The sequence below is a fragment of the Methylophaga sp. OBS3 genome, assembly GCF_026319325.1.
Classification (GTDB): domain Bacteria; phylum Pseudomonadota; class Gammaproteobacteria; order Nitrosococcales; family Methylophagaceae; genus Methylophaga.
The window spans coordinates 380,554-406,442 of record NZ_JAPDMU010000002.1 but is presented as its reverse complement, the minus strand read 5'-3'; the positions used below and the strand labels follow the sequence as shown (position 1 = coordinate 406,442).

At 46.1% G+C, this 25,889-nt stretch carries 21 protein-coding genes; 9 read left to right on the top strand and 12 right to left on the bottom strand.

Features of this window, described 5'->3' with window-relative positions; all coding sequences use genetic code 11:
* Positions 1 to 51: 51 nt before the first annotated feature.
* The gene (locus OMP94_RS06325; protein WP_266277341.1) at positions 52 to 981 is read right to left on the bottom strand and encodes a sigma 54-interacting transcriptional regulator; all 930 of its coding nucleotides are present in this window, start codon (positions 979 to 981) and stop codon (positions 52 to 54) included.
* 2 nt (positions 982 to 983) lie between these two features.
* On the bottom strand, positions 984 to 1,745 hold the full coding sequence (locus OMP94_RS06320; protein ID WP_266277339.1) for a sulfite exporter TauE/SafE family protein: 762 nt from the start codon (positions 1,743 to 1,745) through the stop codon (positions 984 to 986).
* Positions 1,746 to 1,901: 156 nt separating this feature from the next.
* Between OMP94_RS06320 and OMP94_RS06315 the strand changes: the two genes are divergently transcribed.
* Entirely contained in the window at positions 1,902 to 4,121 is a 2,220-nt protein-coding gene (locus tag OMP94_RS06315; protein WP_266277337.1) for a TonB-dependent receptor, read from the top strand.
* A 42-nt stretch (positions 4,122 to 4,163) separates the two neighbouring features.
* On the opposite strand, the gene ppx is transcribed toward OMP94_RS06315, so the two are convergent.
* The 10 genes from ppx to OMP94_RS06265 form a co-directional block, all read right to left on the bottom strand.
* Positions 4,164 to 5,672, bottom strand: coding sequence for an exopolyphosphatase (gene ppx / locus OMP94_RS06310; RefSeq protein ID WP_266277335.1), 1,509 nt, complete (start codon positions 5,670 to 5,672; stop codon positions 4,164 to 4,166).
* 215 nt (positions 5,673 to 5,887) lie between these two features.
* Entirely contained in the window at positions 5,888 to 6,601 is a 714-nt protein-coding gene (phoU, locus tag OMP94_RS06305) for a phosphate signaling complex protein PhoU (RefSeq protein WP_266277333.1), read from the bottom strand.
* A gap of 21 nt (positions 6,602 to 6,622) precedes the next feature.
* Positions 6,623 to 7,465 (bottom strand): phosphate ABC transporter ATP-binding protein PstB, encoded by an 843-nt coding sequence (gene pstB / locus OMP94_RS06300; RefSeq protein ID WP_323135061.1) that lies wholly within the window; start codon positions 7,463 to 7,465, stop codon positions 6,623 to 6,625.
* The gene (gene pstA / locus OMP94_RS06295) at positions 7,465 to 9,132 is read right to left on the bottom strand and encodes a phosphate ABC transporter permease PstA (RefSeq protein WP_266277331.1); all 1,668 of its coding nucleotides are present in this window, start codon (positions 9,130 to 9,132) and stop codon (positions 7,465 to 7,467) included. Before pstA ends, pstB begins: the two co-directional genes overlap by 1 nt.
* Before the next feature lie 12 nt (positions 9,133 to 9,144).
* Complete coding sequence (locus OMP94_RS06290; protein WP_266277329.1) at positions 9,145 to 11,421, bottom strand: ABC transporter permease subunit; 2,277 nt, start codon at positions 11,419 to 11,421, stop codon at positions 9,145 to 9,147.
* Positions 11,422 to 11,579: 158 nt separating this feature from the next.
* Positions 11,580 to 12,536 (bottom strand): PstS family phosphate ABC transporter substrate-binding protein, encoded by a 957-nt coding sequence (locus OMP94_RS06285; RefSeq protein ID WP_266277327.1) that lies wholly within the window; start codon positions 12,534 to 12,536, stop codon positions 11,580 to 11,582.
* 148 nt (positions 12,537 to 12,684) lie between these two features.
* Positions 12,685 to 13,974, bottom strand: coding sequence for a phosphate regulon sensor histidine kinase PhoR (gene phoR, locus OMP94_RS06280; protein ID WP_266277325.1), 1,290 nt, complete (start codon positions 13,972 to 13,974; stop codon positions 12,685 to 12,687).
* 13 nt (positions 13,975 to 13,987) lie between these two features.
* A complete protein-coding gene (gene phoB / locus OMP94_RS06275; protein WP_266277323.1) occupies positions 13,988 to 14,680 on the bottom strand; it encodes a phosphate regulon transcriptional regulator PhoB in 693 nt (230 codons plus the stop codon).
* Between the two features lie 78 nt (positions 14,681 to 14,758).
* Positions 14,759 to 15,979, bottom strand: a complete 1,221-nt coding sequence (gene arsJ / locus OMP94_RS06270) for an organoarsenical effux MFS transporter ArsJ (RefSeq protein ID WP_266277321.1) — start codon at positions 15,977 to 15,979, stop codon at positions 14,759 to 14,761.
* Between the two features lie 69 nt (positions 15,980 to 16,048).
* Positions 16,049 to 17,698, bottom strand: coding sequence for an inorganic phosphate transporter (locus OMP94_RS06265; protein ID WP_266277319.1), 1,650 nt, complete (start codon positions 17,696 to 17,698; stop codon positions 16,049 to 16,051).
* Between the two features lie 138 nt (positions 17,699 to 17,836).
* On the opposite strand from OMP94_RS06265, the gene dsbD reads away from it, so the two are divergent.
* The 8 genes from dsbD (at position 17,837) to purH (ending at position 25,889) form a co-directional block, all read left to right on the top strand.
* A complete protein-coding gene (gene dsbD / locus OMP94_RS06260; RefSeq protein WP_266277317.1) occupies positions 17,837 to 19,675 on the top strand; it encodes a protein-disulfide reductase DsbD in 1,839 nt (612 codons plus the stop codon).
* Between the two features lie 135 nt (positions 19,676 to 19,810).
* Positions 19,811 to 20,251, top strand: coding sequence for a type II 3-dehydroquinate dehydratase (gene aroQ / locus OMP94_RS06255; RefSeq protein ID WP_266277315.1), 441 nt, complete (start codon positions 19,811 to 19,813; stop codon positions 20,249 to 20,251).
* Positions 20,252 to 20,254: 3 nt separating this feature from the next.
* Positions 20,255 to 20,716, top strand: coding sequence for an acetyl-CoA carboxylase biotin carboxyl carrier protein (gene accB / locus OMP94_RS06250; protein WP_266277313.1), 462 nt, complete (start codon positions 20,255 to 20,257; stop codon positions 20,714 to 20,716).
* 59 nt (positions 20,717 to 20,775) lie between these two features.
* Positions 20,776 to 22,116 carry an acetyl-CoA carboxylase biotin carboxylase subunit gene (gene accC / locus OMP94_RS06245; RefSeq protein WP_266277311.1) on the top strand — a complete coding sequence of 447 codons (1,341 nt, stop codon included), beginning with the start codon at positions 20,776 to 20,778 and terminating at the stop codon, positions 22,114 to 22,116.
* A 12-nt stretch (positions 22,117 to 22,128) separates the two neighbouring features.
* Positions 22,129 to 23,004, top strand: coding sequence for a 50S ribosomal protein L11 methyltransferase (gene prmA / locus OMP94_RS06240; protein WP_266277309.1), 876 nt, complete (start codon positions 22,129 to 22,131; stop codon positions 23,002 to 23,004).
* Entirely contained in the window at positions 22,994 to 24,007 is a 1,014-nt protein-coding gene (gene dusB, locus OMP94_RS06235; protein WP_266277307.1) for a tRNA dihydrouridine synthase DusB, read from the top strand. The genes prmA and dusB overlap by 11 nt, the downstream gene beginning before the upstream one ends.
* The gene (gene fis / locus OMP94_RS06230) at positions 24,004 to 24,294 is read left to right on the top strand and encodes a DNA-binding transcriptional regulator Fis (protein ID WP_266277305.1); all 291 of its coding nucleotides are present in this window, start codon (positions 24,004 to 24,006) and stop codon (positions 24,292 to 24,294) included. The genes dusB and fis overlap by 4 nt, the downstream gene beginning before the upstream one ends.
* Before the next feature lie 29 nt (positions 24,295 to 24,323).
* The gene (gene purH / locus OMP94_RS06225) at positions 24,324 to 25,889 is read left to right on the top strand and encodes a bifunctional phosphoribosylaminoimidazolecarboxamide formyltransferase/IMP cyclohydrolase (RefSeq protein WP_266277302.1); all 1,566 of its coding nucleotides are present in this window, start codon (positions 24,324 to 24,326) and stop codon (positions 25,887 to 25,889) included.

Genomic DNA, 25,889 nt, shown 5'->3' with positions numbered 1-25,889 from the left:
GAAGTGACGCTAGTGTAACCGCTCAGCCGCAAACACGCACCCGTCGAAGCGTTATTCAGATAAGCCGTACTTTTGCATGCGATACAACAAGGTATCTCGACTAATACCAAGTAAACGTGCCGCTTTAGAGCGATTGCCAGCCGATTTTTCTAATGCTTGCTCAATCATGTCAAGCTCTAATTGCGCCAAATCAATCCCTTCATCTGGCAATGAAAATACCGCAGCACGATTTGTTGGGGTTTGCATCTCAAGCGGTAAGTCTTCGAGCGTTACGAGCTTGCCGGGATGTAACAAACTCAAACGCTGACACAGATTAGATAACTCACGAACATTACCCGGCCAATGATATTTTTGTAGTTGCTGTAATACGGCCTTTTCAAATCGAAGCGGCGCATTACCTCGTGCAAACTGCTTGGCAAAATAATTGGTGAGCAGCGCGATATCATCTTTACGTTGCTGCAAAGGCGGTAGCTCAATTGGTACTACCTGCAACCGATAATATAAGTCAGCACGAAACTGGCCTGTTTTCACTAAAGCAGGCAAATCAGCACTGGTCGCCGCAATAATTCGCGCATCAATAATGTGCAATTTATGACTGCCCGGTAACTGGCATTCACCAGCCTCCAGAAAACGTAATACTTTTGCCTGCAAGCTCAGCGGCAATGCATCAACTTCATCCAGAAAAACCGACCCTTTTTCGGCGGCTAATAACCGACCCGTTTCAATGATTTCTCCAGCGGCATTGGCTCGACCAAATAAATCTACTTCTGCATCTTGTAGCGGTAATGCCGCACAGTTAATCGTGACAAGTTCTTGATCCTGACGACGACTCAAGCCATGTAAGGTTTGAGCGACCAACTCTTTGCCGGTGCCGGTTTCGCCGCTGACCAATACGCTAGCATCACTTAACGCGATCATCGGTAACAATCGTTGGATATGGGTGATAGCCGGTGTTTGACCGATAAATTCAGGTAAAGCCATGGTTATGACTCTCCCCTTTTGTCATGCATGCTGTGCATTGCGGGATGATGCTCATGGGCGACATGATCATCATGGTTGTGTTCATGCGGTAAAAATTGTGGCCCCATAAACATGGCAATCGCCATCACGATGATCAACAAGCCGGCTCCCCGACGAAACCAGATATTGCGCGCCAAACTACTTAAAAATCCGACAAATAACCCCGCACCCAATACCGCAGGCATCGTGCCTAAACCAAACGCCAACATAGTCATACCGCCCGTGACCACGTCACCCGTTGTTGCTGCCATAACAAGTGCGGCATATACCAAACCACATGGTAACCAGCCCCATACTGCGCCAAATGCAAATGCCTGCTTTCGTGATTTAACCGGTAATAATTTTTGGCTTAATGGCTGTAAAAAACGCCAGATTGGCGTGCCAATTTTTTCGATTTGCGCAAAGCGCGGCATCCAACCCGCCAAATACAGCCCCATGGCTACCATGAAAACAACGGAAATATAACGTAGCCACTGCAAGCCGCCGATATCATTTAATGGTGATGCCAATGCGGCGACCAGCGCACCAGCAAGCGCGTAACTAATGACCCGACCTAGGTTGTAATTCAACACATACGGGAACATCGCTTTGGGCGATTGGCGTATTTCAGCAGGCAAACTCAGCGTCAACGCGCCGATGACAGAACCACACATAGCAATGCAATGCGCGGTACTAAATAAACCGAGCAAAAATGCGCTAATCAGTGAGGTGGTAATAAGATCCATGGGTAAATCCTGAACTACTTTTTCATCTGCCACAATCTAACGCGGCTTTAACGATAAATTTTAGGGCATTTCACACAGTCCGCCAGCAAATCACTAATTAATTGTGGTGTATTAGCCTTTAAGATGCCTTTTTCTCAATTTTCCCTCGGATACCGCATGACAACAAAGTATCTTCCTCTAGTCATTATTCCTGGCGTTTTAGCTTGTGGCGCAGCTATGGCTGAACATCCACATGATCACGACGATAGCTTAAGTAAAATTTTAGTGACCGCGCCGGTAACCACGCCCGTCGCCAATGCGCACTTAGGCCCAGATGCAATTCGTGATAAACGTGCACAGACCAGTGATACAGCAAGCTTACTAGAAGGCGTTGCCGGTATGTCGGTATACCAAGGTGGCGGTGCGGCAAGTCTGCCATTTATGCGTGGTTTTGCTGATGATCGGCTACGCGTCAAAGTCGATGGTATGGATTTAATTTCAGCATGTGCTAACCACATGAATCCTCCACTTTCATACATTAGCCCATCACGTGTTGAAGATATTCAAGTTTACTCAGCGGTCGCACCAGTCAGTTTGGGCGGCGACAGTATTGGCGGCACCATCATCGCCAACTCTGCAAAACCTGAATTTGCCAATAGTCCTGATGAAGTGATTCAAAAAGGCGAAATTAGCACTTACTACCGCAGTAATGGTGATGCCCGCGGCGGCAGCTTGTCAGCCAGTATTGCCAATGATCGTTTTAGTTTCCGCTACGATGGTTCAACCTCAAAAGCCAATAATTATGATGCTGGAGACAGTTTCAAAGCTGCGGGTAATGATGCTGTTGATCGTGGCGCATTGGATGCAGATGAAGTGGGCTCAACGGCCTACGAAACACGTAACCATGCCGTTGATTTAGCCTACAAATTAACTGACAAACAGTTATTACAATTGAAGCTGGCACATCAAGATATTCCCTACCAAGCTTGGCCAAATCAACGTATGGATATGGTCGAAAACCGCAGTAACCAAGTTAACCTGATTTACAGCGGTGAGTTTGATTGGGGCTCGATTGAAACCAATCTGTTCCACGAAAAAACCCACCATAAAATGCAGTTTGGTGATGACAAGCAGTTTTTGTATGGCACTGCCCAAGGTATGCCCATGGAAACGGAAGGTGAAAATACCGGGCTGTCAGTCAAAACTGAAATTCCCGTTAATGAGCGTGATTTAATTCGTGTCGGCGCAGATATTCAGCGCTACCGCCTTGATGATTTTTGGGAAGCTTCCGGTGGCATGATGATGGCCCCAGATACTTTCTTAAACATCAATAACGGCGAACGTGATCGCTACGGTGTTTACGGTGAATGGGAAGCGGCTTGGACGGATAAATGGCTGACATTGGCCGGTATTCGTCACGAGACTGTGAAAATGGATGCTGATGAAGTTCAAGGCTACAACGCTATGTATGCGGCTGATGCAGATGCATTTAACAATGCGGATCGTTCACAAACTGATCACAACATCGATCTGACCTTGCTAGCACGCTATACCCCCAACCTGACCGAATCTTATGAATTTGGTTATGCCCGTAAAACACGTTCACCAAACCTTTATGAACGTTTTGCTTGGTCACGTAACGGCATGGCTATGCGCATGGTGAATTTAGTAGGTGATGGTAATGGCTATGTTGGAAATGTTGAACTTGATCCAGAAGTTGCTCACACCATTAGCTTTACCGCCAATTGGCATGATGCTGCGAAACAAGATTGGCAAGTCACGTTAACGCCGTACTTCAGTTATGTAGATAATTTTATTGACGCTACTCGCTGCGCAGGAGGTATGGGCATGATGGCCGCTTGTAGCGCCGGTAACTTAACGGTGCAAGATAGCTTCGTAAATCTACAATATGACAATGTCAGCGCACGTATTTTTGGTGCGGATTTAGCGGTTTACAAACACCTATTCCACAACAGCTTTTTGGGTCGTGTCGATGGTAGTGCGACATTGAGCTTCGTGCGTGGTGAAAACCGTGACTCAGGTGACGATTTGTACAACATGATGCCAATGAATGCCCGCTTCACGTTGGCGCAAAGCAAAAACAAATGGCGTAATAGTTTTGAATGGGAATTGGTTGACGCCAAAGATCGCGTCAATAATGAGCGTAATGAAATCGAAACGGCGGGTTATGGCTTACTGCATTTCCGTACCAGCTATGAGTTTGATAATGCCCGCATCGAAGTGGGTATAGAAAACTTATTAGACAAAGGCTACAGCCACCCACTTAGTGGCGCTTATGTGGGCCAAGGCGCGACGATGGGTACAGCTATTCCATGGGGTGTAACCGTACCGGGCATGGGTCGCTCTATCTACGCAGGGCTTTCTTACAGCTTCTAAACATTGAAAAGCGCAGGTTGTTAGCAACCTGCGCTTTCACTCTCAAGTATTAATCTTTAGACGAATATCGGCTGATTTCAGATAGTGTTTTTCTTGCATTAAATCAGCTTCTGTCAGCGGGTGGTCGTTTAACCAACCTTCTGGCAAATCTAAATGCAGGCCTTTTTTGGTCACGGCTAATTTCACGTAAGTGTCGGTTTGCTCACTTCGACCGCGATTAAACACCAGCGCCAAACGCAACAACACCATTAGTCTTAATGTCGGGAGCTGCAGCTCTTCCGATAATTGCTGTAACTGCTTTTTAGGAATCGAGCGACGTTGACCACGCATCATAGCTGACAAGGCATATTGCTCTTCGCGAGAAAAACCCGGCATATCAGAGTGCGCGACTAAATACGCGGCATGTTTATGATATTGATAGTGAGAAATCGCCAGCCCCACTTCATGTAACTGCGCCGCCCAAACCAATTTATGCAGATGATCATCACTACTTAATTGCCAATCGGCTGCCACTTGCTCAAATAATTCGGTGGCCATACGAATAACGCGCGTCGCATGGGCTTCATCAATTTGATAACGACGCGCTAGGGCCTGTACGGTTCTATCACGCTCATCATCATGCTGGATACGGCCTTGTAGGTCATAAAGCAGACCTTCACGGAGTGCACCATCTGATACCACCATACGTTCAATATTGAGCCTATCAAATGAGGCTTTGAGAATCGCCACACCTGATGCCAACACATTTTTTCGCTCAGGACTTAAGCCTTGCAGATTGATTTTTTCCTCATCGCCCGCTGCGAGTAAGGCTTCAATCAATTTATCCAATGAAGCATTGGTGATAACCCCATTTTCACTCCAGCCCTGCGCAGTCACAATATCGGCAACGCTACGAATCGTGCCCGAAGCGCCAACTGCCTCAACCCAGCCCATACGCTGATAAGGCCGTTGAATAGAACGTAAGCGAATTGCGGATGCTAATAAGGCCGACTGCATTTGTAGTTGGGTGATTTTGCCATCAGCAAAAAACTGTTGATGAAAGCTAACACAGCCCATTTCTAGGCTTTCACGCATTAAACCACTGAGACCTTCACCAATGATAAATTCGGTACTGCCACCACCGATATCCATCACCAGACGACGTTGATTATCAAAGGCTAAAGCGCGAGAAACGCCCAAATATATGAGGCGCGCTTCTTCTTCACCGGTAACAATCTCTATGGGATGACCTAGTGCACGTCTGGCTTGGCGTAAAAACTCACGGCTATTTTCAGCGACACGCAGGGTATTGGTACCGACCACCCGAACCTTACCTCTGGGTAAGTTCTGAATGCGTTGACCAAACCGCTCAAGGCAAGCAATGGCTCTGGCTTGCGCTTCTTCTGAAAGCATATTGTCGCTATCGAGACCAGCACGTAATTGCACCATTTCTCGTAGCCTATCCATTACCTGAAAATGTCCATCACGCAGCCGCGCAATAATCATGTGGAAACTATTAGAGCCCAAATCAACTGCGGCCAATACTTCTTCTGTTTCGTTAGCAGATTCCATAAACAACTACTTGAGAAAGATGCTTGCATTTTGCCTGACTTAAATTTCAGATGCCACGCTTAGAATGGCGAATAGCAAGCTTTTTCAAATGAATTGCACTAGTTCAAAGCTGCGTGACCAGTCGACTAGCACTGCTGTTACCAAAAAATTGAGCAAAAAAAAGCCTGCATCAAAAGAGGCAGGCCAGGCTGTTATCCAGTTTTGAGAGAAACTTTTTATTCGCCTTTTACTACTTTTTTCATTTTTTCTGCTGACAAGTGGCGAACATCTTTACCCTCAACCAAGTAAATAATATGCTCTGCAACATTACGTGAGTGATCACCAATACGTTCTAAAGAACGTGCTGACCACATCATATCGACCACACGACTTACCGTGCGTGGATCTTCCATCATGTAAGTCATTAACTGACGCAGAATACTCTCATACTCAGCATCGACATTCATGTCTTCTTGGGCGACGGCTAAAGCACTATCCACATCAAAACGCGCAAACGCATCTAATGCATCATGCAACATGTTACGAACATGTTGTCCTAACGATTGCAGCTCACGATAGTTCTTTTTCGGGCGATCTTTTTCGCTCAGGTTTAATGCCATACGTGCAATACGTACCGCTTCATCCCCCATACGCTCAAGATCAGTAATGGTTTTCAAAATACCTGTGACCAAACGTAAATCGCTGGCAGTTGGCTGTCTCAGTGCAATGATTTGAATGCACTCTTCGTCAATCAGAATATCCAGTTCGTTAACTTGATCATCGGTGCTGATAACTTCACGGGCTAATTCTGAGTTACCGGTTATTAAAGCATCCATCGCATTATCGATTTGCTGCTCTACCAAGCCGCCCATGGCTAATACGCGGGTACGGATATCCTGCAACTCTTTTTCGAATTGCTGAGAAATATGTTGTGATTGATTAGTTACCATCTCAGTGCTCCTTGGCCACAATTAGCCGTAACGGCCGGTAATATAGTCTTCAGTTTGCTTCTTGCTTGGGTTGGTGAATAACTCATCCGTCGCACCAAACTCAATCAGCTCACCCATGTATAAAAACGCCGTATAGTCAGACACACGTGCAGCCTGCTGCATGTTATGGGTGACGATAACGATGGTGTATTTATCTTTCAGTTCGTGAATCAGCTCTTCAACTTTCAATGTTGATAATGGATCTAACGCTGATGCAGGTTCATCCAATAACAACACTTCGGGTTCGATAGCGATAGCACGCGCAATGACCAGACGTTGTTGCTGACCACCCGATAAGCCCATTGCTAGCGTATGCAAACGATCTTTTACTTCGTCCCATAATGCTGCGCCTTTCAGCGACTTCTCAACAACTTTATCTAATGTTTGGCGATCATTAACGCCTTGCAGACGTAAACCATATGCCACATTTTCATAAATCGTTTTTGGAAATGGGTTTGGTTTTTGGAAAACCATACCGACGTTACGACGCAGGTCAGCAACGTTGACTTTCGGTGCATTGACATCAGCACCATCCAATAAGATTTCACCGGTTACCGACACATTGTCGATAAGGTCATTCATACGGTTAAAACAACGTAATAACGTCGATTTACCACAACCGCTCGGACCGATGAAGGCCGTCACGCGGTTCTTTGGGATCGACATATTAATATTCCGCAGCGCTTGTGATTCGCCGTAAAACAGGTTGAAGTTTTTTACTTCTAAACACGCTGTTTCATTTTCCAGACTCAATTTTGGTCCACGTTGCATTGATTCGATATCAATTCCACGTGCTGCGGCTTTTTCTGTATTAGCTGCTTCCATTAGTTATCACTCGCTTTAAAGTTTTCACGCAGGCGATTACGAATACCGATCGCCGTTAAATTCAGAACCACAATAATCAACACTAGTAAGAATGCTGTGGCATAAACCAGTGGTCGTGCCGCCTCAACGTTTGGACTTTGGAAACCCACATCGTAGATATGGAAACCTAAGTGCATAAACTGGCGATCCAAATGTAAATAAGGTGCAATAGTATCGACTGCTAATGCCGGTGCCAGTTTTACTACACCGACCATCATCAGCGGGGCAACCTCACCCGCGGCACGCGCTACCGCCAAAATCAAACCGGTCATCATGGCTGGCGCCGCCATAGGCACAACTGTACGCCACAATGTTTCTGCTTTGGTCGCACCTAAAGCCAAACTACCTTCACGCATTGCCCGAGGAATACGTGACAGACCTTCTTCAGTTGCCACAATAACGACTGGCACTGTCAGAATTGCCAACGTTAACGATGCCCACATCAAACCTGGTGCACCAAATGTCGGTGCTGGGAGTTTCGCTTGGAAGAAAATTTCATCGATACTGCCACCCAGGAAGTAAACGAAGAAACCTAGACCAAATACGCCGTAAACAATTGATGGCACACCAGCCAGGTTATTTACCGCAATACGAATGGTGCGGGTAATAAAACCTTGCTTGGCATATTCTTTTAAGTAAATCGCTGCAACGACACCAAACGGCGTCACCAAAATCGACATGATGATAACCATCATGACAGTACCGAAAATAGCCGGGAAAATACCGCCTTCAGTATTGGCCTCACGTGGCTCACCAGACACAAACTTCCAGATCTCACCAAAGTAATGCTGCAACTTATCCAAACGGCTCATCGCGTTTGGCATAAAGGCATGTACCACTTTAGATAATCTGATGGTGACTTCACGACCATCAGCCATAGTCATGACAATACTGTCACGGTTTAAGCCTTGGTTCAGTGCGCCCAACTCATCTAATAAGTCAGCATATTTTTGCTTTTGGATTTCTCTTTCTGCTTCGATTTCAGCATAAGCTGGATCACCAGCTGGTACACCATCCATTTGCAAACGTTTTTCAGCCAGACGTTGGTTCTCCAACACCTGGTTGACTTTGCCGATTTCGATTTTTTCGATGTGTTTGATTTCACCAACCAAATGGTTACTACGTTCCAAACGTTCTATCAGCGCTGGCCAAGCGGCTTCACCTTCGGCAACCACTTCACCGTTTTCTAATACACGGCTAAGGTATCCATAAAAGTGACCCCATTCACGACGCTCAACAGCAACGATATCTTCTGGGTAAGTCACCTCACCCATCCAATCAGCATTGATCCAACGAAAATCCAGACCAAACTGGTCACGGTTACCTACTTTCAATAAATAACGTGTGGCACTGACCTGACCTTCGGCAAGAGGATAATCACTGCCTAAACGTTCAACAGGCACCACTTCGGTATCAACACGCTCACCAATCAGCGTAGTGACTTCAGTATCGGGCTCGGAGTATGACACCGACATAACGTCTGCTGGCCAGAAATGGCTTAAGCCGCGAACAGCGATCAATGCCAACAAACCAACAACAGCGACCAAGCTGATTGTAAGCGCACCGGCATTCAGCCAAATAAATGGCTTGCCGCTTTGATACCAAGATTTAAACGATTGATTCGACATGCTGATCTCTGCTTATAAACTGCTGTATTTGTTACGCAGGCGCTGACGCACCAGCTCGGCAATTGTGTTGAAGATAAATGTCGCCATAAACAACACCAATGCGGCCAAGAACAAGACCCGGTAGTGGGAACTGTTAACTTCTGACTCCGGCATTTCTACCGCGATATTGGCAGACAAGGCCCGGAAACCTTCGAAAATATTGAAATCCATGATTGGCGTATTACCTGTTGCCATTAATACGATCATGGTTTCACCCACGGCACGACCTAAACCAATCATGACGGCTGAGAAAATACCTGGGCTTGCCGTCAACAAGACCACTTTAACCAGCGTTTGCCATTGGGTTGCACCCAGCGCCAACGAACCTATGGTCAGTTGCTTGGGTACACTGAAAATCGCATCTTCAGTAATTGAGAAGATTGTTGGGATAACGGCAAAACCCATGACCATACCGACAACCAGAGAGTTACGTTGGTCATAACCAATACCGACAGACTCCAACCATGCAGGCATATCACCATCAAATAGTAAGCCCTCCAATGGCACACTCATTTGCATTGAGACAAAGCCAACCAACACAACGACAGGAATGAGTACTGCGGCTTCCCAACCATCAGGAATTCGGGTACGAATGCTTTGCGGTAAACGTGACCACAACCAAGCCACTAATATGATCATGATCGGCGTCATGATAAATATTGCAAAAACACCCGGTAAGTTACCTTCGACCAATGGTGCCAGCCACAACCCCGCCAAGAAGCCGAGAATAACGGTTGGCAAGGCTTCCATGATCTCAATGGTTGGTTTGACGATGCCACGCATTTTTGGCGACATGAAGTAAGCGGTGAAAATCGCGCCCATAATGGCCAGCGGCACAGCAACCAGCATGGCGTAAAACGCAGCTTTAATGGTACCGAAAGTCAGAGGTGACAAGCTCAGCTTCGGCTCAAAATTGTTGTCTGCTGACGTCGACTGCCAGATATACTCTGGACCACTACGGTTTTCGTACCAGACTTTCTCCCACAGTGAATGCCAAGAGATTTCTGGGTGTTTGTTATCGACTTCGAAGAACTGCGTATTGCCGCCGTTACCGACAACCAATAGACCATTCTTACGGGGTGATAACGCCATATGGGCTTCACCATTCTCAAATAGATCTTCCACCATCAGGGTGCGGTGTGCAGTGGTGTGATAAACACCCACTTCACCATTATCGTCCAGCGTCATAAAGCCTTTACGACTTTGCTCAGGCAGGATGCGACGGATTGGCGCAGTTTGTTTATCAAAGCTACGAATCAGCTGTAACGTGTAGTTGTTGCTTTCATCACGTACAGGGAACCACTGGTCAATCTGACCATCACTACGACCAACTAGCAGTGAAATACCACCAGCCAATAATTCCATTGATGTGATATCAACACCTTCCGGTACGGCACTAACCGTTTGAATTAGGTTAATCGCATTTAAGCGCTGAATATTCAGGAACGATATATCACCGTTGTTATAAGCAACAAACAGATCACGCTGATCTTTATCCATACGGAAACTGGTGATGTTTTTGACATTGCTCACCGGCAAATCACGGTGCGACACCGTTAACTCAACTTGCGTGTCGTCCAAGAAATTCACTTTCTTCTCAACACGGGTCAACACTAATCGGTTATCGACAGTTAAAGCTACAAAGGTCGCCATATCATCATCAAACTGCGTGGCTAATTGCGTTAATGACTGCCCTTGCGCATCGACAACCACTAAATCCTGCCCTAATGGGTACTCGATTTCTGGTGTAATAAGACGGGTTGTTCCTTCTGGATAGCTGATGCGATAACTTTCGTTGAACATCAACGCACGGCCATCGTCAAAGCCGTAAGCAAACACACCCTCAGATAAACTGCCAGCCGCAAAACTAGAAACGCCGGCATCTGTTGGCAATGGCAATTCTGGTGTCGCAATAACATCACCCGTTTGGGCGTTGAAAAAGCGTAACTGCGCATCGTGGTCTAACGATAAACCGACTTCGTTATATTCATCGAGCATGACATGAACAACGTCTTCCGCTGCCATCTCATATTGTTTTTTTGCCCGTATATCAGCGCCACCAAATAAAGGCAGAACCACATATAGTAGATAGAAGAAAATCAGCACGATCGCGACAATGACCATCAGGCCACCACCGGTGACAAAAAAGCGTGCCATTTTGTCTTTCATCTCACGCCACCTACGGCGACGAATAGCAACACTTGAGTCTGCTGCCGGAATCACACCTTTTTCGATTGTATTTTCAGCCATAAGTCAGCTTATCTAGTTCTTTAAATTAATATTCTGCATCCGCTTAAGCGGGGCAATTGGAACACTGCTAACGAACCTGCGGGCAAGCCCGTTAACGCTGTCCTTAATAATAAAACACCCCACACAACTAATTGTGCGGGGTGTCTTAGGAGCAAAGCTTACTTCAGTAAATCACGGTATTTTTTAGCAACTGCTTCTGGCAGTGGCACGTAACCGTCTTTAACAACAACTTCTTGACCGATTTTCGATAAAACTAATTTCATGAATTCACGGTCGATTGGCGCCATTTCAGCGTTAGGTGCTTTGTTCACATAAACCCACAGGTAACGTGACAGTGGGAATGAACCGTTAGCCGCATTTTCAGTGTTAGCTTCGATAAATGGCTGGCCTTCTTCTTTCGCTAAAGGAACCAATTTAACGCCAGATGTTTTGTAACCGATACCTGAGTAACCGATACCGTTGACTGATTTAGTCACACCTTGAACAACTGAAGCTGAACCTGGTTGTTCGTTAACACTGTTTTTGAAGTCACCTTTACACAGTGCGTTTTCTTTGAAGTAACCGTAAGTACCAGATACTGAGTTACGACCGTACAGTTGGATTGAACCCAGACCGTCTACACCCAGTTGTGACCAGTCAGTGATGTCTTCGTTGTAACCACAAGTACGTGTTGCAGAGAATACCGCGTCAACTTGCGCGATAGTCATACCTTCGATTGGGTTGTCTTTGTGTACGTAAACAGCCAATGCGTCAACAGCAACTGGAATTGCAGTTGGTTTGTAACCGTATTTTTTTTCGAAAGCAGCGATTTCACTGTCTTTCATTTCGCGGCTCATAGGGCCAACGTTTGAAGTACCTTCAGTCAGAGCAGGTGGCGCAGTTGAAGAACCGGCTGCTTGAATTTGAATGCTGACATTTGGGTATTCACGTTTGAACTCTTCAGCCCACAGTGTCATTAAGTTAGCCAGTGTGTCTGAACCAACGCTAGACAGGCTACCTGATACACCGCTTGTTTTTTCATATGCAGGCAGGTTTGGATCTACATCTGCAAATGAAACTGAAGAAAAAGTCAGTGCCATCGCAGCACCAAACAACGCAAATTTCTTACTGAACATGAGAGCTCAACTCCTTGGATTAAAATCAAAGCGTCGCAGCGCTTCGGTCGCGCTGCACACCGGAGCAGTATCGCGACAAACTGTGACAAGGGTATGAAATCTTTATGACAATTCTGTTACAAACAGATATGTAAGCAATGACAAGACCTTAGACGTCGATCTTGTCCATCAAACTATTACGATCAAAGACGCAGCGGAAAGTGGCGCCCTCACCTAAATTACTGTGAATAGACAATTCGGCATGGTGACGTTGCAAAACGTGTTTTACGATGGCAAGTCCAAGACCTGTTCCACCTGTTTCACGAGCCCGACCACTATCAACGCGATAAAAACGCTCAGTTAATCGCTCAAGATGATGTTGGGCAATACCATCGCCTTCATCTTCGACTTCTATTACTGCCGCGCCATTTTCAACAGACCAGTTCACCCGAATAGCGGTGTCTTCTGGCGTATATTTCACCGCATTAAAAACCAAGTTTGAGATGGCACTGCGGAGCTCATCACTATCCGCCAACAGCCATTTATCCGTCATACAGTTCAACGTAATTTGCTGCTGCTGATAATGCTCAAGACGTTTGGCATCTTCAACAATGCTATGTAATAACTTACAAACATCGGTTGGGCGATGTTGTAATGCTTTTTCGCCAGTTTCGAGTTGTGACAAGGTCAGCAAATCTTTAATCATTAGATTCATGCGCTGCGTTTGCTGCTGCATGATAGGCAGCGCTTGCTGCCACATTGCTGGGTCACTGTTTTGATCAAAGCTCTCAAGATAGCCACGTAGTACTGTAAGTGGGGTACGCAATTCGTGAGACACATTGGCCACAAAATCTCGACGCATCCGCTGTAACTTAATCGTTTGCGTGATATCGCGGGCAATCAACAACCGATCTTTATCAGTGTAGTTCACCAATTTAAGTTCAAGTTGTAATGCAGGGTTTTCTGGTGATGTCACATTAACGACACCACCCGTCTCTTCGGTTTCATCTAATAACTTTTGAAACGCCGGATCCCGAATTAAATTGTTCACTCGTAAGTTGTTATCTCTTGGCCAATGAATACCCAATAACTCACGTGCGGAGTTATTCGCCCACTCTACTTGGCCAAACTCACCCAGCACCAAAATGGCATCAGGCAAAGCGGCTGTAACACTTTGAAAACGTTTGAAATAGGCGGTAAGTTTCTTTTTACGGCTGCTGCTCTGTGAATGTGTTTTCTCAATCAGACGACAGACATCGTCAATCACGCCTTCACCGCTAGGTGATTTGTTTTTCTTAGGTTTTAGTAACCAGTTGTGAAGAACAAACCACTGTTTTTGTAGCCACAACAAATAGACCAAGGCTGTAAAAAACAGCACTTCCATCATATGACCAATGACCAGCCCCAAAAAGCCGGCCAAACTCATTAGCGTAATTAGGCGCCAATAATCCCAAGACATAGGTAGTGCCTATTTATTCGACTGAAAAACGGTAGCCAACGCCACGCACAGTTTGTACCAACGGATCATGTCCTGTTGGTTCAAGCGCTTTACGTAAACGACGGATATGGACATCAACTGTTCGCTCTTCGATATAAACGGTATCGCCCCAAACAAAGTCCAGTAGTTGCGATCGGTTATAAGCGCGCTCAGGGTTTTTCATGAAAAAGTGCAATAAACGAAACTCGGTAGGCCCTAACTCAATACGGCTACCATTAACCGTGACACGGTGACTTTTGGTATCCAACACTAAATCACCGAACTGCAGCTTCTGAGCATCATCATCGCCGAGTGGGCGGCAACGACGTAAAACGGCTTTGATACGTGCAATCAGCTCAGGCGGTGAGAACGGCTTGTTGATGTAATCATCAGCACCAACACTTAAACCTTTCACCATGTCCTCACTTTCGCCTTTTGCGGTGAGCATGATGACCGGGATTGACGCTAAAAATTCATTGGCGCGCAGACGACGAATAAATTCGATGCCATCAATACCAGGAAGCATCCAGTCCAACAAAATCATGTCTGGTTGTTGGTTTTTTAACCACTCTAGACCTTGCTCAGCATCCCGTGCTGGCTCACAAGTAAACCCCGCTTGTTTGAGGCTGAAACTCAACATGTCGCGGATTGCCGCGTCATCTTCCACTAACAGTACGGTCGTCGCCATAAATCCATTCCCAGTCAATAATTGGGCACAAGCCTACCTGTCAAATATGACAAAATGATAACAGCGCGGCAAACCGCATCAGGTATAGCTATGCCTCGGTAACATTCTTGAAATAATACTCGCCGCAGCAATCATCATTGCCGATACCAATAAGCATGCTGCTAACCCTGCCTGCTGATAAATCCAGCCTGACAAAATAGTGCCGAACAAGCGTCCCGCAGCATTGGCCATGTAATAAAACCCTACATCCAGCGATACGCCATTCGCATTGGCATAAGCAACAATTAGATAAGAGTGTACTGCCGAATTGATCGCAAACAACACACCATAAATGAATAAGCCAACGGTCATGGCCGACCATAAAGCAATATTCCAGTATATGGCGGCACTAAGCGTTAATGGCAGAAACATCAAAGGTAAAGACCAAAGCCACACTTGATAACCATCAGGGGCATGTTGTTTTGAATAACCCGTCAGTTTTGGGGTAAGCGCTTGCACCATGCCATAACCAATCACCCAAGTTGCTAATAAGGCACCGATATAAATGCTGGGCCATTGCAGCTGACTATGCAGAAAAACAGGCAATGCGACAACAAACCAAACATCGCGTGAGCCAAATAAAAAGAAACGGGCAGCTGATAGATAATTGACGGTCTGGCTTTTGGAGAACACATCGCGAAATTTAGGCTTGAATTGGCTACGACCCAAATCTCGTTTAAGTGCCACCAGACTCCAAATCAACACTATTAGTAATAACCCCATTAAAACTAATAGCGCACCGCGAAATGAGATCCAATACAACAATGCCGCACCGACAAAGAAACCAACACCTTTCAACGCATTTTTTGAACCCGTTAAAGCTGCTATCCATTTGTAGAGCGTGTTTTGCTGCGCATCGTCCACCAGCATCTTAATACTGGACTTGGCACTCATCTTATTCAGATCTTTGGCAATACCGGATAAAGCTTGCGCCACCATTACATAAGCAACAGTTAGCCATGCGGGATCAACCAACAACATGGCTAAGGCAACAATTTGGATAAATAAACCCAGGTGAAGGGTGATATTAAGCCCAAGGCGCGCGCCCAACCAGCCACCAAACAGATTGGTGACAATGCCAAAAAATTCGTACAACACGAATAACATGGCAACTTCGAGGGGGCTGTAACCAAGCTGGTGGAAAAATAACACCACCAGCATGCGCAAAGCCCCATCTGTCAGGGTAAATGCCCAATAGCTGACCGTTACCACCAAATATTGGCGAACAGCGTCAGGTAAGGCACTTAATTTAGCCAGCATGTTTTGTCCTGCAATGAAAAACAACGCCTTATCATGCGGCTATTTGATGACCGATTTAAGTCAGTCGGTTTACAGCATGATGCCTTTAATCATGTAAAACACCATCGCAGACAATACTGCTGCCGCTGGGACAGTAACCACCCAAGCCGTGATGATTTTTTTCACCATATCGCGTTTCACAAACAGGTTTTTCTGCTCTTTCTTCAACTGCTTTTTGGCTTTCTTGATGGCTGACTCTTCTTCATCAATCAAACGATACAAAGTGGTGACACGCTGATATTCATCTACGCTTTTGCTACCTTTGTTTTGCAGTGAATCCAGCTCTTTGCGCAGGGCATTGAGCTGTTTTTTCTCATCTTTCAAATCGCTTTTATCTTTGCGAATTTCACGTTCGATAGTGTTAGATTCATCTAACCACTCACGTAAAAAGCCGACACCAAAGACACCGCCGATAGCGATATGTGTCGTTGAAACGGGCAAACCAAGCTGACTGGCAATAATGACCGTTAACGCTGCTGCCATTGCGATGGAATAAGCACGCATTTGGTCAAGTTCGGTAATTTCACCACCAACCGTGCGGATTAGGCGCGGACCGTATAAACCCAACCCCAAAGCAATACCCAATGCACCAACAGCCATAACCCAAAATGGAATACCGGCTTGTGCCGTAATGCCACCGGTCATAATCGCATCGTTAATCGCGGCCAAAGGACCAATCGCATTGGCAACGTCATTGGCTCCATGTGCAAAGCTTAATAGCGCCGCAGCAAAAACTAATGGAATGGTAAACAGCGTGTTAACGCTACCTCTGTCATTGCTCATCTCTGGTAATTTTTTCTTGAGACGCTTTTTGACCAGTTTATAAACCGCTAAACCAATCAATAAACCAATGATCAATGCAGATAAAAATGAGGGTTTGCTAGCAACTTCAATCTCGACACCAGGCAAAAAATTAACCAGTTCAATGATTTTGCTCCAGATCTTAGAGATACCTTTGATGATGAGGTAAGTTGCAAATGCCCATGCCATGACACCTACATAAACCGGCACCCATTTATAAGAGGCGCTGATTTTGTCATCACGGAAAATAATAGTTTTCTTGATTGCCAGTAGGAATGTTGCCGCGATAACACCACCAAACAAAGGTGATATAACCCAAGAGCTGACAATGGCGCCCATAGTGCCCCAATCAACAATTGTGAATCCAGCTGCGGCGATACCTGCGCCCATAACGCCACCAACAATGGAGTGTGTCGTTGAAACTGGCGCACCCGCATAAGTTGCAAGGTTTAACCACATTGCAGCAGCTAATAATGCTGCCATCATGGCCCAGACAAATTCATCGGTATTACCGCCAAATCCTTGGATATCAATGATGCCGCCTTTAATGGTCGAGACCACATCACCGCCAGCGATAAACGCACCTGAGGCTTCAAAAATCATGGCGATAACAATCGCACCGCCCATGGTCATGGCTCGAGAACCAACCGCCGGACCAACATTGTTGGCCACGTCATTCGCGCCTATATTCATTGCCATATAGGCGCCGAATACAGCCGCAATGGCTAAAAATAAATTATTTGGAACACCACCGCTGGTAGTGAAACTAAATACAAGAACTGCTGCCAAAAAGAATAATGCCGCACCTATCCGGCCAATTTCAGCGTGGCTTTTTTTAAAGGCCTGCTTTTCAAGTTCATGAATGGTTTTGATTTCCACAAGACACCCAAGTCGCCGCTATAAAGGCGCCAATTATTACAGTTTAAAGACAACATGGCACCCTGTTGCTTATACGGCATTGTATGATTGGCCTGTTAGAATGGTTGGATTGAGTGATATTTACGCGTCTGAGGCTCTATGCGTTCACTGGTAATTTTTTTTCTAATCTTGGTTAGCTGCAACTTGCATGCGCGCGAAAGTGTTTTGCAACAGCTTGGTTTTGGCGATGGAGATGAGCCGTTAGCCGTCGATGACGCATTTCGTTTTTCGGCTAGCGTGAAAGATCCTCAAAACCTACATATTGGCTGGCAAATTGCGCAAGGAAACTATCTCTATCGCAATAAAATTGAAGCGCGGATTATCGATAACGATAGGGTCACGCTAAAAACTCTCAACCTACCCCAAGGCACCAACAAAAATGATGCTTATTTTGGACTGACCGAAGTCTACTTTGACGATGTGTTGTTAACCGTCCCAGTTAACCGACCTGACAGCACTCAAAGCATTACCTTAGAAGTCCATTATCAAGGCTGCTCTGAAACATTTAATATTTGTTATCCACCAGAAACTAAAACGACACAGCTAAAGCTGCCAGCTATTGCGCAAGGTGATCCCCCCATCACAACACCTATCAGTGAAGCGCCAAACCCCGTCACCAGTATCAATAGTCAAAGTAGCCAAGACACTATCGCGGCGCATCTAGCCAGTGAAAATCTGCCAAAAATCCTCATCAGCTTTTTGGGTTTAGGTTTATTACTCGCCTTCACGCCTTGCGTATTTCCAATGATCCCGATCCTCTCAAGCATCATTGTTGGTGAGGGGGAGTCAGTCACTACACGCCGCGCATTTATGTTATCGCTCGTTTACGTGTTAGCGATGTCGGTTACCTATACCACTGCCGGTGTATTAACAGGTTTATTGGGCGGCAACTTACAAGCCCTTTTACAAAACATTTGGGTCATTGGTGCGTTTAGTTTGGTCTTGGTGTTACTGGCCTTATCTATGTTCGGCTTTTACGAGCTGCAATTACCACATCGTCTGCAACACCGATTACATCAAATAAGCCACCAACAACGTGGTGGTAAGTTTATTGGTGTTGCCTTGATGGGTTTATTGTCTGGTCTGATTGTCGGACCATGTCTAGCACCACCATTAGCTGGCGCCCTACTCTTTATTAGTCAACATGCCGATCCGGTTTTAGGTGGTGCCGCCTTATTTGCAATGAGCATTGGCATGGGCATTCCACTACTTATTATTGGTAGCTCTGCTGGCAGTCTGATGCCTCGAGCCGGTAATTGGATGGAAACCGTTAAAGCTGTATTTGGTGTTTTACTCATTGCCTTAGCGATTTGGATGTTATCTCGTGTGATTCCTGCCAGTCTGACGCTGGCATTATGGGCAGGCTTAATCGTGGTCAGTGCCGTTTATATGGGGGCACTGGAATCGTTAGGTATTGATGCCACTGGTTGGCAAAAGTTCTGGAAAGGTCTGGGCTTACTTGGACTCATTTTTGGCACCTTGTTAATGATTGGCGCTGCCAGCGGTGCGCAAAGTATTTGGCAACCCCTTAAACACTTAAAAGGTGTTAGCACGGAAACCAGCCAAGAGACTTTGTCATTTACGCTAATTAATTCACCAGCAGAATTAGAGCGTGCCTTAAGTAATAGCCAACAACCAATGATGCTCGATTTTTATGCTGATTGGTGTACTGATTGTAAGACGATGGAACAAACCACTTTTAAAGATCCAACCGTGTTGGCTATGTTGAAATCTTTCAACTTATTAAAAGTTGATTTAACCGATAACACCGCCGACCATCAGGCCATTTTGAAACAGCTCAAAGTATTTGGCCCACCGACTATGGTATTTTTCGCAGCTGGTGGTGAAGAATATGCCAACCGTCGTTTAGTGGGTCATGTCAGCGCCGATGAAATGCAGGCACATCTGGCAAAACTCCAAGCAGCTCAAGAGAATTAGGCCAAAAATTCAAAAAATAGCCTTTTCGCCGACATTCGCGACAAAAAACCGCTAATTTAGTAAAAAACTGGACTTTGTCCCGCTTGCTGGTGCAAAATCGCGCCTTAAGTCACCGATAAACGGATATCAGTTTCAATGGCGAATTTTTTAGTGCTACATGGCCCCAATCTCAATCTGCTGGGGCAGCGGGAGCCTGAAATTTACGGCGCGACAACCCTTGATGATATCAATCAGCAATTGAAAAATGCTGCCGCAGAGGCTGGTCATCAGTTGCAAACCCTACAAAGTAATGCTGAACATGAACTAGTTGATGCCGTTCAGCAAGCGCGGGGAAACACTGATTTTATTATTATCAATCCTGCTGCTTTTACGCATACCAGCGTCGCGCTACGTGATGCATTTGCAGCCGTTGATATTCCATTTATCGAAGTACATTTATCTAACGTGCACCGTCGTGAAACGTTTCGTCAGCATTCGTATTTTTCGGAGCTGGCAGTTGGCGTGATCTGCGGTTTGGGCGCGCAAGGTTATTTTCTGGCACTACAAGCTGCCTTTAATCACATCAAAAAAGGTTAATCCATGGATATTCGTAAAATTAAAAAACTGATTGATCTGATCCAAGAATCTGATGTTGCCGAAATCGAAATCTCAGAAGGTGAAGAATCGGTTAGAATCAGCCGTAATAGCTCAACAGCCGTGCAATATGCGCCACAACCACAACAATACCAAGTCGCAGCACCAGCCCCAGTAGCAGCCGCTGCACCGGCCGCAGCGCCAACTGCAGAAGCACCTGCAGCAAATAATGATGCGAATGCGATTCGCTCACCAATGGTTGGTACCTTCTATCGTTCATCTTCACCAGAAGCTGCAGCATTCGTTGAAGTAGGACAACAAGTCAGTGCTGGTGATGTCATCTGCATTATCGAAGCGATGAAAATGTTTAACCAAATCGAAGCTGACCGTAGCGGTACAGTTAAAGCCATTTTGGTTGAAGATGGTCACCCGGTTGAATATGACGAACCGCTGATCGTTATTGCTTAAGCCTTAAGTCGGTCTTGTCCGACTTCCATGCTGATCCAAACTGCGGATAATCTCATACCATGATTGATAAAATTGTTATCGCCAACCGTGGCGAAATCGCTTTGCGTATTCTGCGCGCTTGTTGGGAAATGGATATCAAAACTGTAGCGGTTCACTCAGATGTGGATCGTGATCTGAAACACGTCCTGCTGGCGGATGAAACCGTCTGTATCGGTCCTGCACCATCAAATCAAAGCTATTTAAATATTCCTGCTTTGATCAGTGCTGCTGAAATCACTGATGCCACCGCCATTCACCCTGGTTATGGCTTCTTGTCAGAAAATGCAGATTTTGCTGAACGTGTTGAGCAAAGTGGCTTTATTTTCATCGGTCCTCGTGCTGAAACCATTCGCCTGATGGGTGACAAGGTTTCTGCTATCAAAGCGATGAAAGCTGCCGGTGTCCCTTGTGTGCCAGGTTCTGATGGCCCACTCGGTACTAATGATCAAACTAACCTGCAATTAGCACGTGAAATCGGTTATCCGATCATCATTAAAGCTGCTGGCGGTGGTGGCGGTCGCGGTATGCGCGAAGTGCATAGCGAAGCACATTTGCTGAATGCTATTGCCCTGACCAAGTCAGAAGCTAAAGCCGCATTCGGTAACGATATGGTTTACATGGAGAAATTCCTTGAAAACCCACGTCACATCGAATTCCAAGTATTAGCAGACGAACATGGCAATGCCATTCATTTAGGTGAGCGTGACTGTTCAATGCAACGTCGCCACCAAAAAGTGGTTGAGGAAGCGCCTGCGCCGGGAATCACGCCTGAAATGCGTGCTCGTATGGGTAAAATTTGTGCTGATGCTTGTGTGCGTATTGGTTACCGTGGTGCGGGTACGTTTGAGTTCTTATACCAAGATGGCGAGTTCTACTTCATCGAAATGAATACCCGTATTCAGGTAGAGCACCCTGTCACTGAGCGTGTTACTGATATGGACTTGGTTGCTGAGCAAATTCGTATTGCATCAGGCCTACCATTATCAGTAAAACAAGAAGACATTAAGATGAAAGGTCATGCCATCGAATGTCGTATTAATGCTGAAGATCCACGTACCTTTATGCCTAGTCCTGGTGTGGTCACGCACTACCACGCTCCAGGTGGCGCAGGCATTCGTATGGACTCACATTTATATAGTGGCTATCGTGTACCACCTAACTACGATTCACTGATTGGTAAGCTTATCGCTTACGGTAACACGCGTGAGTCAGCGATTGCGCGTATGCAGACAGCATTAAAAGAGATCGGCATTGACGGTATCAAAACCAATGTTGAATTGCATCGTGACATTATGGATGACACCCACTTCCAAACGGGTGGCACCAATATTCACTATCTTGAGAAAAAGCTCGGCCTGTAAGCCGTCACGACGATGGCCTGGGTCCAGTTTATTTTCAACAGCACTCCTGACGCTGCCGACGCGCTATCCGATGCCTTAACTGAGGCTGGCGCGGCGGCGGTTACGTTTCAGGACAATGCTGATCAACCTATTTATGAACCTCCTGTCGGTGAAACACCGTTATGGTCAGCAACGCAAGTCATTGCCTTATTTGATGCCAATGTTACCGAAGCGGATATGCGCGCTGCTGTAAAACCATTTTTTCAAGGTGAATTACCGCCTTTTAAAATGGAAGCGGTTGAAGACAAAGATTGGGAACGCGCATGGATGGATAACTTCCAGCCTATGTGCTTTGGTGACCAGCTTTGGATTGTGCCTAGCTGGCATCAACCACCTCAGGCAGATGCGGTGAATATCCTGCTAGATCCCGGTTTAGCATTCGGTACTGGCACGCATCCAACAACTGCTTTATGTCTTCGCTGGCTAGATAAAGCAGCCGTCAAAGGCAAAACCGTTATCGATTATGGCTGTGGTAGCGGCATTTTAGGTATCGCCGCAGCATTGCTTGGTGCTGAGCGTGTCATTGGTGTTGATACCGATCCGCAGGCACTCGAAGCCACGCAAGATAATGCCGAGCGTAATGGGGTTACGATTGAGACCTATTTGCCTAAAGATGCACCACAACTTGAATGCGACCTATTACTTGCCAATATCTTGGCTGGCCCATTAACCGAATTAGCACCATTGTTTGCGACCTTAACGCACACAAAGAGCGATATCGTGTTGTCTGGTGTCTTAGATACACAGGCTGATATGGTACAAAACGCTTATCTGCCTTACTTTACGATGGATGAGCCAGCACAGTTAGATGAGTGGATGCGATTGTCAGGTGTTCGACATGAGCATTAAATCAGTACAAATCGGCCCTTATCAGTTGCCCAATAATTTATTTTTGGCACCGATGGCCGGTGTGACTGATCGCCCATTTCGACAGTTATGTCGAAAACTGGGGGCGGGCATGGCAGTATCAGAAATGATCACGGCCAATAAAGCCCTATGGGCCAGCAAAAAATCTCTGCTACGCGCTAATCATGATGGTGAACCTGAGCCGCGAAGTGTACAAATTGCTGGTGCTGACCCACAAATGATGGCTGAGGCGGCTCAACATAATGTTGACCAAGGCGCTCACATCATTGATATCAACATGGGTTGCCCTGCCAAAAAAGTCTGCAATGCCATGGCCGGTTCCGCCTTATTGCCACATGAGAAATTAGTTGGTGACATTCTAGAAGCCGTAGTGAATGCCGTTGATGTGCCTGTCACATTAAAGATTCGCACAGGCGCAGATAGACAAAATAAAAATGGGCTGCGGATAGCGCAAATTGCTGAACAATCTGGCATCCAATTATTAGCGGTTCATGGTCGAACGCGTGCCGATTTGTATCAAGGTGATGCCGAATACGACACCATTGCGGATATTAAAAGCCGTATTCAGATCCCGGTGATTGCTAATGGTGACATTGATAGCCCAGAAAAAGCAGCACATGTTTTTGCAAAAACCGGCGTCGATGGCCTGATGATTGGTCGGGCGGCACAAGGTAACCCATGGTTATTTCAGCAGATTTTGCATTACCTCAGCACCGGCGAAAAATTAGCACCGCCTTTAATAACAGAAGTTCGTGACACCTTGATTACTCACCTGAAGACACTGTACGATTTCTATGGTGAATATTCAGGTGTGCGTATGGCGCGTAAGCATATTGCTTGGTACAGCAAGGGTTTACGCGATGGCAATGCGTTCCGTCAAGAAATGAATCAACTTGAACACGCCGCGCAACAACTGGCGTACACTGAAGCTTTTTTTACGCAATTGGCCGAACAGGCCTCGCAAAAGGATCCGCTTGCCGCATGAACAAAGCACTCGACTCCTCAATGGAAGGCTGCGTCGATCTGGGCGTCAGCCCAGAAACTCGTCACGCGCCCCTGAAGGAGTGTGTCGAACATGCGCTCAAAACCTATTTCGAACAACTTGATGGCACGCCAACCGCCAATCTCTACAATATGTTGATGACCGAGGTGGAAGTCCCATTACTAAAAGCCACATTGGAACATACGCATGGCAATCAATGCCGTGCTGCCGAAATCCTCGGCATCAACCGTGGCACCCTTCGCAAAAAACTCAAACAATACGGCTTGTAAGCCGTTTTTACGCTCTCTGGAAAAACTGCATGAATTCAATTAAACGTGCTCTGCTAAGTGTTTCTGACAAAACTGGTATTGTCGCGCTGGCAGAACAATTAAACGCACTTAACGTAGAATTATTATCTACCGGTGGTACCGCTAAACTATTGGCTGATGCGGGTTTACCCGTTATTGAAGTCTCTGACCACACTGGTTTTCCAGAAATGATGGCGGGTCGTATTAAAACCCTGCATCCGAAAATTCACGGTGGTTTATTAGGTCGCCGTGGTACTGATGATGCCATCATGACCGAACATGACATCAAGCCAATCGATTTGGTTGTCGTAAACTTATATCCTTTTGAAGCGACCGTTGCGCGACCTGACTGTTCATTGCCTGATGCAATTGAAAACATCGATATCGGTGGTCCAACCATGTTACGTGCTGCTGCTAAAAATCATGCTGATGTTACGGTACTGATTGACCCAGCAGACTATGCGCGCGTAGTAGATCAAATCAAAAATAACGGTGGCACTGATGATGCGACACGTTTTGATCTGGCATTAAAGACCTTTGAACATACAGCACATTATGACGGCATGATTGCTAACTATCTTGGCACAATCGCCGAAGATGGTAGCAAAAATGCGTTCCCTCGCACATTTAACAGCCAATTCCATAAGAAACAGGACATGCGCTACGGTGAAAACCCTCACCAAAACGCAGCGTTTTACAGTGAAGCTACCCCTGAATCAGGCTCAATTGGTGCTGCAGTTCAATTACAAGGTAAAGAACTGTCTTATAACAATATCGCCGACACTGATGCTGCACTGGAATGTGTCAAAGCATTCACCGAGCAACCAGCTTGTGTCATCGTGAAACATGCGAACCCATGTGGTGTTGCCTGCGCTGACGATTTGTTAACAGCTTATGATTTGGCTTACCAAACAGATCCAACCTCAGCGTTTGGTGGCATTATCGCATTCAACAGACCGTTAGATACACAAACAGCTCAAGCCATCATCGATCGTCAATTTGTTGAAGTCATTATCGCGCCAAGCGTCGCAGAAGGTGTTGCTGACATCGTTGCGAAAAAAGCCAATGTTCGCCTGTTAATTTGTGGTGACTTGCCAGCAAACGCAAATAGTGGCCTTGATTTCAAACGCGTCACTGGCGGCCTGTTAGTTCAAGACCGCGATATTCAGTTGGTCACGGAACAAGAGCTGAAAGTCGTTACCAAATTAGCACCAGATGCTGCCCAATTAGCTGACTTATTGTTTGCATGGCGTGTTGCGAAATATGTGAAATCAAACGCGATTGTTTATGCCAAAGACCAACAAACCGTTGGTATCGGTGCAGGCCAAATGAGTCGTGTCGTTTCAAGTCGTATCGCAGGCATTAAAGCCGAAGATGCAGGCTTAACCGTACCAGGTGCGGTTATGGCGTCGGATGCATTCTTCCCATTCCGTGATGGTTTAGATGCCGCTGCAGAAGCTGGCATTAAAGCGGTTATCCAACCGGGTGGTTCGATGCGTGATGATGAGGTTATTGCTGCCGCAGATGAACATGGTATTGCCATGGTCTTCACTGGTATGCGCCACTTCCGCCACTAA